Annotated in this window: 13 protein-coding genes; all 13 read right to left on the bottom strand. The window is 56.1% G+C overall.

Annotation, left to right across the window (positions count from 1 at the left end; genetic code table 11):
• Positions 1–579 (bottom strand): GerMN domain-containing protein, encoded by a 579-nt coding sequence (locus tag ACTTKG_RS07065; RefSeq protein WP_442673529.1) that lies wholly within the window; start codon positions 577–579, stop codon positions 1–3.
• A gap of 77 nt (positions 580–656) precedes the next feature.
• Positions 657–1,730, bottom strand: coding sequence for an N-acetylmuramoyl-L-alanine amidase family protein (locus tag ACTTKG_RS07060; RefSeq protein WP_442673530.1), 1,074 nt, complete (start codon positions 1,728–1,730; stop codon positions 657–659).
• Between the two features lie 73 nt (positions 1,731–1,803).
• A complete protein-coding gene (locus tag ACTTKG_RS07055) occupies positions 1,804–2,016 on the bottom strand; it encodes a DUF3006 domain-containing protein (protein ID WP_442673528.1) in 213 nt (70 codons plus the stop codon).
• Positions 2,017–2,925: a ComEC/Rec2 family competence protein gene (locus ACTTKG_RS07050; RefSeq protein WP_442673527.1), complete on the bottom strand. Its 909-nt coding sequence runs from the start codon at positions 2,923–2,925 to the stop codon at positions 2,017–2,019.
• Between the two features lie 54 nt (positions 2,926–2,979).
• Positions 2,980–3,246, bottom strand: coding sequence for a hypothetical protein (locus ACTTKG_RS07045; protein WP_442673526.1), 267 nt, complete (start codon positions 3,244–3,246; stop codon positions 2,980–2,982).
• A gap of 52 nt (positions 3,247–3,298) precedes the next feature.
• Positions 3,299–4,042 carry an RNA polymerase sporulation sigma factor SigH gene (sigH, locus tag ACTTKG_RS07040; RefSeq protein ID WP_442673525.1) on the bottom strand — a complete coding sequence of 248 codons (744 nt, stop codon included), beginning with the start codon at positions 4,040–4,042 and terminating at the stop codon, positions 3,299–3,301.
• A 174-nt stretch (positions 4,043–4,216) separates the two neighbouring features.
• Entirely contained in the window at positions 4,217–4,747 is a 531-nt protein-coding gene (locus ACTTKG_RS07035) for an NYN domain-containing protein (protein ID WP_442673524.1), read from the bottom strand.
• A 4-nt stretch (positions 4,748–4,751) separates the two neighbouring features.
• Entirely contained in the window at positions 4,752–5,600 is an 849-nt protein-coding gene (rlmB, locus tag ACTTKG_RS07030) for a 23S rRNA (guanosine(2251)-2'-O)-methyltransferase RlmB (protein WP_442673523.1), read from the bottom strand.
• 23 nt (positions 5,601–5,623) lie between these two features.
• Positions 5,624–6,271, bottom strand: coding sequence for an FAD-dependent thymidylate synthase (gene thyX, locus ACTTKG_RS07025; protein WP_442673522.1), 648 nt, complete (start codon positions 6,269–6,271; stop codon positions 5,624–5,626).
• A 15-nt stretch (positions 6,272–6,286) separates the two neighbouring features.
• Positions 6,287–6,820 (bottom strand): Mini-ribonuclease 3, encoded by a 534-nt coding sequence (locus tag ACTTKG_RS07020; protein WP_442673521.1) that lies wholly within the window; start codon positions 6,818–6,820, stop codon positions 6,287–6,289.
• The gene (gene cysS, locus ACTTKG_RS07015; RefSeq protein ID WP_442673520.1) at positions 6,817–8,247 is read right to left on the bottom strand and encodes a cysteine--tRNA ligase; all 1,431 of its coding nucleotides are present in this window, start codon (positions 8,245–8,247) and stop codon (positions 6,817–6,819) included. Before cysS ends, ACTTKG_RS07020 begins: the two co-directional genes overlap by 4 nt.
• On the bottom strand, positions 8,248–8,733 hold the full coding sequence (gene ispF / locus ACTTKG_RS07010) for a 2-C-methyl-D-erythritol 2,4-cyclodiphosphate synthase (protein ID WP_442673519.1): 486 nt from the start codon (positions 8,731–8,733) through the stop codon (positions 8,248–8,250).
• Between the two features lie 28 nt (positions 8,734–8,761).
• The coding region (locus tag ACTTKG_RS07005; protein WP_442673518.1) for an IspD/TarI family cytidylyltransferase at positions 8,762–8,977 on the bottom strand (216 nt) is incomplete at its 5' end.

The raw sequence follows: 8,977 nt of genomic DNA, 5'->3' as shown, positions 1-8,977 counted from the left end.
TCACAAAAGCTCCGTCATGCGCTTGAGCGGCGCAGATGTGTCGAGGTGTCCGCCGAGAGAGTCAACCTTTTTCCCATCAAGAAGAATCTGCACCGATTTGACTTCAGGGAACTCGGTCAGCGTATTGACGATAGAGCCGACAAGCATTTCTTCGCCGGTCGAACCGCCGGTGAAATTCTTGATGAGATCGTCATTGAAGTCGGCCGTCGCGATGCCGTTCTTGACTTCGACACTCTTGATCTTCGCTTTCTTGGGGATGATGGTAATTGCCCCCTTTGCTTTCGCTCCGGAAAGCAGCGATTCCACTGCTGCCTTGTACTTATCGCCCTTCGTCTCAATCGTGCGTGTCTCTGCGATGAGCTTCATACCGTTGTCGTCAGGATAGTAAACTTTGATGTTGATTTTTTCTGCCGCCTTTGCCGCACTGTCCTTTTTTTCTGCGTCTTTTTTTTCCGTGACCGCCGCCTTCTCCGAAGCCGGAGCTGCACCATCCTTCGATGCATTGTCCTTTTCACAGCCCGCGGCAAAAAGGAGTGTACAGAGCATGACGAGGGCGAGCATAGATTTCATGATATTCATTCTAAAGAAACCGCCTTTCTTTTCGCTAACCTTTCAGAATATATTCAGCCGTCACGCACAGCCGTAAACTTCTGCGCTTATCCGCCGATGAAGAAACGACTGAGTCCCTTCGCTATGGCAAACGCCATCTTATCTTGGAAGTCATCCGAAGTCAAAAGAGCTTCTTCGCGCTCGTTTGAGATAAAAGCAAGCTCCACGAGAGATGCCGGAATGCTTGAGTGCTTGAGCACATAGAAGTTCGCTTCCTTCGTGCCGCGATCCCGCAAACCGCCTGCTTCAAGAAGCTCTTTCTGCAAAAGAAAAGCGAGTCTGCCGCCCTCGACGGAATCGTAATAGGAATACGTCTCCGTACCGTTCGCCGCAGGATTGGAAAATGCGTTGCAGTGGATACTCAAAAACAACTCCGCTCCCGGCGTACGTTCAGCCACATCGACGCGTGCCTGCAGCTCTTGCCCCGACGTGGCATTCGGACCATAGACGTCGCGATCTGTCGTACGCGTCATCACCACATGTGCGCCCGCGCCTTCTAAGAGGCGCTGTACCTTCTTCGCGACTTGGAGCGCTACATCCTTTTCGCGCACGCCGCTCGGACCGACAGCGCCCGAGTCGCTGCCTCCATGACCGGGATCGAGCACGATCGTATGTCCCGCAACGCCTTCGATACCGTCTGCTGTCAAAGGTTCCGGCACAGGTGCGGCGACGGGCGTCATGACGTCGATGACGAGGCGATACGGCTTCTTCGCACTGCGGTCGGCAGGCAGCGTATAGACCGCGTAATTCTGCTCATCCACATCAGAGGCGAACGCCACCATGATCTCTACATGACGCTGCCCCGCAGGCCGCAGCGTCATAAAGCGACCGAGTGCGCCATCGAGCGTCACGTCCTTCGGCGCAGCGCCGATCTGCGCATCCTGCAAAGCAACGATCAAATGCTTTGGCTTGGCGGGATCCTTCTGCACTGTATAAGAAATATCCTCTCGATTCATACCGATCTCAATGCGCAGGACCGCACGCCCATTTTCCTCTATGACTTGCGTCTGAAGATCATGAATCTCATGCAGGCGCGCAGCGTATGCCTGCGGCGCAGCAAGCGAAAAGATCAGCAAAAAAAGACTGCAAACCAAAAAAAATCGCTGAAACAAAAAAACCACTCCTATCAAAACACAGAAGAGCGTCAAACTCCAATGGCAAAGATCGGCGCACATACGCCGCCTTTCACCGCGCTCACTCTCCCTTGAGATCCTTCAAGAGAGCCGCCGCTTCTTCACGCGCCTCCTTCGTACGCTCTTCATCGAAGGAAATCTCCCATCGGATATAGTCGCCCTCAGAAAGCCCAACAGGCAACTCATCTGCAGGAAAAACAACCTTCTTTTCCTCCTCGCCCACGAGAAGAACCGCTTTATCCGCTTCGAAACGGTCAATGACGGCAAATGCCATTTACTTCTCCTCCTTCACGTTATAGGTCTTGCCATCTGAGATCACGGCGATCGTGCCGCCTTGGTCGGTGCGATAGACCTTGATGTTGAATTTCTTGTATCTTTCGAGGACTTCCTTGTGCGGATGCCCATACTCGTTGCCTGCACCGCAGGAGATGGCGACCGCTTCGGGCGCCGCCGCCTTTAAAAATGCCGCCGTCGACGAAGTCTTGCTGCCGTGATGCGGCGCTTTGAGGACAAGGCTTTTGATCTCAGCAGCGCTGTGATGCGAGAGCACAGCCTTCTCCGTCTCCTTTTCTGCGTCGCCCGTAAAGAGCATGGTAAAGTCGCCGTATTCGAGTCTGCCGACGATCGAATTGATGTTGAGATTCGGCTTGCCGTTCTTCTTGCCGCCCTCCTTCACCATCTGAGCCGTCGGACCGAGAACGCGGAAAGAAACGCCGCCGCCAAAGTCGAGCACATCGCCGTCAACAAGCGCCTTGTAGGGTATGCCCTTCGCCTTGATGGTTTTCAAATAGTCACGGTAGAGTTTCGTCGTCGTCGGCTCGCCGTTGTCGTAAACCGCCTTGACTTCGCAGTTCTTGAAAATGACGGAAGCTCCGCCCAAATGATCGGCATGAGGGTGCGTGATGATGAGCTTGTCAACCGTCTTGATATTTTCCTTTTTGAGCGCCGCTTCGAGCTTTGGATGTTCGTCGACATCTCCCGTGTCGATGAAGATAACCTCGTCCGCTGTCCGTATGAGGATGGCGTCTCCCTGTCCGACATCGAGCACCTTGACTTCCAAAGCGCCGTCTTTCGCCTGCGCCGATTCCGTCTTGCCCGCCGCACTCGGCTGTCCCGCCGCACATCCCGTCAAAAGGGCACAAACGACAACGAACGCCGCAAGTACAAGCATAATTTTTCTCATGAAGATTCTCCTATCGTCCGTTGCATAACCGCAGATTTCAGCACATACACGCCTTTATTCTTCACCGACGCCATTCTTCTTTTCGCGCGGCAGATCAAAGACGACGCGCAGGATGAGGAACACCGTCCACAATGCCATCGAAACGAGGTAAGCGATGTCAATGGTCTGCAGATTATTGTAGTCGAGCGTAGATATGAGCCAGACCGCCGCGATGAGAATGAACCAATCGAGCTTGCGTATTTTTTTCAGTTTTTCCATCCGATTCACCTTCACTTCACCGAAATTCTCTGCCGAAAAGCATCCCGTCACAAGATGCAACATGTAAAAAAGCCGCTCTCACGCCAAGCGCCTTGGCTGAAAGCGGCTGCTCTCTCTATTTCCGCTGCATCTGAGTGTCAAGGGCGTCGTGCATACGATGGTTGATTGTACTCAAACCGCGGTAGACCGTCGTGATGTCAACCTCGTCCCCGCGGTTTTCCATGTAGCGTTCGAGCTTGCGCTTCACGCGCTGCAGGGCGTTGTCGATGGACTTGACATGACGGTCGAGATCGACGGCAATCTCCTGGTACGATTTGCCGTCAAGATAGCTCATGAGCACACGCCATTCGAGATCACTCAGAATCTCCTCCATCTTTTCCTCGATGTCGATGAATTCTTCCTGACTGATGACGAGTTCCTCGGGATTCGAGACGCGCGCACCCGGCAGGATATCGAGGAGCGTCCGATCCGAATCTTCATCGTAAATCGGCTTATTGAGCGATATGTAAGAATTCAGCGGAATATGCTTCTGCCGCGTCGCCGTTTTGATCGCCGTGATGATCTGGCGCGTCACACAAAGCTCGGCAAACGCACGGAAAGATGACAGACGGTCATTTCGAAAGTCGCGAATCGCCTTGTAAAGACCGATCATGCCTTCCTGCACGATGTCTTCGCGATCAGCGCCGATGAGAAAGTATGAACGAGCCTTCGCACGAACGAAGTTGCGATACTTGTTGATCAGGTAGTCCAGAGCAATATTGCTGCAATTTTCTTTAATTCTGGAAATGACTTCCTCATCCGTCAGACCATCAAATCCGTCAAACAGTGTATCGTTGCCGTCTTTCATTTCTGCTTCCATAGCATCGACCCCATTCGTGTTGTTTTCCGCATCCGTAGAAAACGCTGTCTCTCCCTAACAGCTTTGATTATACCCCAGAGATGCCCGAAACGTCAAGCATGACGCGGCTTTTTCCATCTTCGGCGCATTTTATTGTTCTTTGTTCTCATTTATCCGCGTATTTTCGTCTGCCTTTCAGCGCTGCTTTTTCCGCAGGGCATCGAGCTTTGCCGCCGTTCGGCTGTCGATGCGTGAGCCGACCTCGTTGCGCAAAAGGGGCAGCGTCACCTCGCCCAGATACTCGTCGGCGATCTTTTTTTTCGTCCTTTTCACGCGCCGCCAAAGCTCTGCCGATGAGATGCGATAGGCGCCCGCGCCGAGGATCGCCGACTGTTCGGCGCCGTCGGACGTCACGACATGCACCTCGCGCGAGGCGCGCACGGATTCATAAGCAAGCCGCTCGATGCAGCTGTCTGCCGTCACGCCCTCGCCCGTGTAGATGATTTCAAAGTGCGGCGCAGCCTGTTCTCTGTGCTCTTCGCCGCTTGCAAACAGCGCATCGAATACGACGGTCATATCGTATTTTTCATACGCGCCGTATTCCATAAGGAGATGAATCAAACGATCACGCGCTTCTGCGAGATCGCCTGCGAGAGCGGCAAGTTCGGGCAGCGCATGAATGACGTTGTAGCCGTCGATAATGAAGTGTTCACGCTTCTTCGCCATCGTCTTACGCCTTTTTGAGAAGGCGCGTGCGCCTCGCCTCGTACATGAGGAGCGCTCCGGCGACGGAAGCGTTGAGCGAGTTGATCTTTCCGTGCATCGGTATGCGCACGAGAAAATCGCACGTCTCCTTGACAAGCCTGCCAAGCCCCTTGCCTTCGCTGCCGATGACGATGCACAAAGCGCCGGTCAAATCGGCATGAAAAAGATCCTGCTCGCCCGCCATATCCGCGCCTACGAACCAAAGACCGCGCTCCTTGAGCCGCTTCATCTCCTGCACAATATTGCCGATGCGCACGACGGGTACGTGCTCAACAGCTCCCGCCGCAGTCTTGGCGACCGTCGCGGTCAGCGCGCAGCTCCGGCGCTCGGGCACGAGCACGCCATGCACCCCCGCCGCATCCGCCGTGCGCAGGAGTGCGCCGAAATTGTGCGGATCCTCGATCTCATCGAGCAGCAGGAGAAGCGGCGACTCCCCCTCTTCTTCGGCGCGTTTGAAAACATCGTCAAGCGAAGCGTAGGCGACAGGCGCAGCGTAGGCGAGCACGCCTTGGTGGCGCAGATCGGGCGCAAGCAGGTCGAGCTTTTGGCGCGTGCTCAAACGCACGGGCACGCCATGCTCACGCGCGAGCGCGAGAAGCGGCGCGAGCGCCGCATCCTTCGCGCCCTGCGCGACGAGGATGCGATTGATGCCGCGCCCCGCTTTCAGCGCTTCCCATACGGCGTTTCGTCCGACGAGGATCTCATCGGCTGCGGGCGCGGCAGGCGCCGCTTCTTTCCTGCTCTTTTGCACCTGCTTCGGCTGATGCGGCATTTCTACCCGCTTCGCCGGATTCGTCCGCTTCTTCTTTTCCATCGCTTTGCACCAACTCCCACATGTCAATGTGCTTCGGGCTTCACGATGTACCTCGCAAGCCACGGCTCTTTTTCGACGAGGAGATCGCGCATCAAGAGCATCATTTCGCGGATCTCCCACTGCGCTCCCGGCGTCGTCACGCGTTTTTCGTAGACGTCCATGAAGGAGCGCAGGTTGAGCGTCGTCACGAAGTTCGTACACGCCGCGCCCGGCAGCACGAACCGCGCATCCTGCTTCGCCACGCCGAGCGCGAGGAGATCGTCGTAGGCTCGCTGAATCACCTGCATCGTTTCCATATAGCGCACATACGCCGCTTCCTTCTCACGAATCGTCTCAGGCACAACATGGGCGAAGATGCCGTCCGCCTGCTTTTCCGACTGCTCCGAGACGTAGCGTTGGCTCTGGACGCTCAAGGAAACGCCGATGCGGTGGCGCGAATACTGCGCGAGAAGCGTGCGCGAGACGCCCTTGACGGCAAACGTCATCGAACAATGCTCGACGACCGAGAGGTGCTTGCTCGTCATGATGCGCTCCAACAGGCGCAGCATGTCCGCCTCGCTCTTTTCCTCGGCGAGAAGCTCGATGGGCGAATCCGCGCTGTAGCAGGTTCGCGCCGCCGTCCAACACGTTTTGAGGTAATTCGGCGTCTTTGCAATCAACTGTATTTCCACGGCTTTGTTCCTTCCTTAAAGCTGCACAGCATCATTCGATGCATCTTTCTTCACGCGCCGTTCGCGCTTTTTTGCGATCTCTTCCATCATATCACGCGCGATGGCTTGAAACGCCCATTCGGCGATCTCGCCCAAGCGCTCCATATCCTTTTCCAAAAACAGCGTGCCAAGAAGCGCCTCGAAACCCGTGCTCGCGTGATACTCGGCGACACTCGCGCGGCGCGGCGCATGGCTCTTGGCGTTCCTGCCGCGGCGAAAAACGGCGCGTTCGCGCTCCGTCAGCCGCGCTTCAATCGCCCGATACGCCTTCGCCTGCCAGACCGCCGAGACGATCTGCGCGGCGAAGTCGCTCAACACATGCACCTGCGACTGCTCGAAAGAAAGCAGCCGCGTGCGCACGAAGAGATGGAAGTAGGCGTCGCCGATATAGGCGAGCACCAGAGGGCTCGCCAGACGCACATCAAGCCCGTCGTAGCGCTCGGCGATGCCGCCCTCGCCGTCGGGTGTAAACATCGCGCCGACGATGGCGCGAAAACGATCGAACCTCATGCGCGTTTCCACCGTGCGCCCTGCGGCGTATCCTCGATGACGACGCCGCACGCTTTCAGCTCATCGCGCAGGTGATCGGCGAGCGCCCAGTTCTTCTCCGCACGCGCCTTTTGCCGCAGATTGAGAAGAAGTTCCATAAGGCTGTCAACAAGTCCATCGTCCGCCTTTTCTTCCTTCGCTTCAAAAATGCCGACGACCTCCGCCATCTCTGCATAGATGGCGCGCACTTTGGCGAAATTCGCCGCATCAAAAGCCGCGCCGCCCGTCGTGACGTCGTGATAATAGCTGTTGATTTCCTTTGACAGCGAGAAGAGGCGGCTGACGGCGAGCGCTGTGTTGAAGTCGTCGTCCATCGCCTCGTAAAACGCCGTCTTTTCTTGCATCGCCGCTGACAGAAGGGATTTCGCACTGTCCGAAGCCGCATCGTCATGCGTCATCAGCTCTTCGGCATTGTCCCACGAAGTCTTGAGACGCGCAAGACTTGTCCGCGCCTCCGTCAAACGCTCGTCGGTGAAGTCGAGCGGACTGCGGTAGTGCGTCTGCACGATGAAGAAGCGCACGACTTCACCCGCATATTTTTCTAAAATATCTTTTACCGTGAAGAAATTGTTCTTCGACTTCGACATCTTCTCATCATGAATCGTGATGAAGCCGTTGTGCAGCCAGTAGCGTGCAAAACTGTGATCGTCGCCCGTACACGCCTGCGCCTGTGCGATCTCGTTCTCATGATGCGGGAAGATGAGGTCGCTGCCGCCGCCGTGAAAATCGAATGTCTCGCCGAGGTACTTCATCGACATCGTCGAACACTCGATGTGCCATCCCGGACGCCCCTTGCCCCACGGGCTTTCCCAGAAAGGCTCGCCGGGCTTCGCCGCCTTCCACAGCGCGAAATCCATCGGATGACGCTTGCGCTCATCAACGCCGACGCGCGCGCCCGCCTGCATATCATCCAAGGCGCGGCCGCTGAGCTTGCCATAGCCTGCAAAATGCTCCACACTGTAGTAGACGTCGCCTTCCAGCGCATAAGCATACCCCTTCGCAATGAGCTTCTCAATCACGGCGAGGACATCGTCGATATGCTCCGAAACACGCGGATAGGCGTCGGCGCGGCGCACATTGAGCGCGTCCATCGCCTTGAAATACGCCGCGATATAATGATCGGCAAGCTCCTTCCACGTTTCGCCCGCTTCCTTCGCACGGCGAATGATCTTGTCGTCAATATCCGTGAAATTCTGCACATAGCGCACGGCATAGCCTTTTTTCTCCAAATAGCGGCGCACGACGTCCCATGTGACGAAAGGGCGGGCGTTGCCGATATGCGGATCGTTGTACGGCGTCACGCCGCAGCAATAGATGCTGACCTTGCCCGGCTCAAGCGGCTTGAACTCTTCCTTCTCGCGCGTCAACGTATTGTAAACCCTCAGCATTTATTTCTCCTCCATTCGCTCCAAAGAAGCGACGGCATAGGCGGATATGCCCTTTTCCTCGCCTGTGAAACCGAGCTTCTCCTCCGTCGTTGCCTTCACGTTCACTTGGTCAAGCGCCAAATCGAGCGTTCCGGCGATATTTTGGCGCATCTTTTCGATGTATGGCGCGAACTTCGGACGCTGCGCCACAATCGTCGCGTCGATGTTGCCGACGCAGTAACCTTTCTCACGAATCAATGCTGCGACATGCTCCAAGAGTTTCATGCTCGACACGTCCTTCCAACGCGCATCGCTGTCTGGAAAATGCCTGCCGAGATCGCCGAGCGCCGCCGCGCCCAACAGCGCGTCCTCAACGGCGTGCAGCAGCACGTCAGCGTCCGAGTGCCCCAAAAGCCCATATTCATGCGGGATGTCTACGCCGCCCACGATGAGTTTTCTTCCCGTCACCAAGCGGTGTACGTCATATCCCATGCCAAATCTCGTCATATCGTCACCTTCATTTCATCCGTACTTCTTAAGGGTGCGCCAAAAGCGCCTCCGCCAGCCGCAAATCTTCCGGCGTCGTGATCTTCATATTGCCATAGTCACTCTCAACGACAAAAACCTCTTCACCCAGACGCTCTACGAGACTCGCATCGTCCGTGCCAAGGAAGCCGTCCTTTGCCGCCTTCTCATAAGCGCGCACCAAAAGCTCGCGGCGAAACCCCTGCGGCGTATGCACCTCCCAAAG

The sequence above is a fragment of the Selenomonas sp. genome (genome assembly GCF_052169755.1).
Taxonomy (GTDB): Bacteria; Bacillota; Negativicutes; order Selenomonadales; family Selenomonadaceae; genus Selenomonas.
The sequence above is the reverse complement of the archived record's forward strand: the minus strand, read 5'-3'. Positions and strand labels throughout refer to the sequence as shown.

Coding starts and splice junctions, on each gene's coding strand:
- ACTTKG_RS07065 (WP_442673529.1), bottom strand. CDS start 579: ATGAATATCATGAAATCTATGCTCGCCCTCGTCATGCTCTGTACACTC.
- ACTTKG_RS07055 (WP_442673528.1), bottom strand. CDS start 2,016: ATGGCATTTGCCGTCATTGACCGTTTCGAAGCGGATAAAGCGGTTCTT.
- ACTTKG_RS07050 (WP_442673527.1), bottom strand. CDS start 2,925: ATGAGAAAAATTATGCTTGTACTTGCGGCGTTCGTTGTCGTTTGTGCC.
- ACTTKG_RS07045 (WP_442673526.1), bottom strand. CDS start 3,246: ATGTTGCATCTTGTGACGGGATGCTTTTCGGCAGAGAATTTCGGTGAA.
- sigH (WP_442673525.1), bottom strand. CDS start 4,042: ATGGAAGCAGAAATGAAAGACGGCAACGATACACTGTTTGACGGATTT.
- ACTTKG_RS07035 (WP_442673524.1), bottom strand. CDS start 4,747: ATGGCGAAGAAGCGTGAACACTTCATTATCGACGGCTACAACGTCATT.
- rlmB (WP_442673523.1), bottom strand. CDS start 5,600: ATGGAAAAGAAGAAGCGGACGAATCCGGCGAAGCGGGTAGAAATGCCG.
- ACTTKG_RS07020 (WP_442673521.1), bottom strand. CDS start 6,820: ATGAGGTTCGATCGTTTTCGCGCCATCGTCGGCGCGATGTTTACACCC.
- cysS (WP_442673520.1), bottom strand. CDS start 8,247: ATGCTGAGGGTTTACAATACGTTGACGCGCGAGAAGGAAGAGTTCAAG.
- ispF (WP_442673519.1), bottom strand. CDS start 8,733: ATGACGAGATTTGGCATGGGATATGACGTACACCGCTTGGTGACGGGA.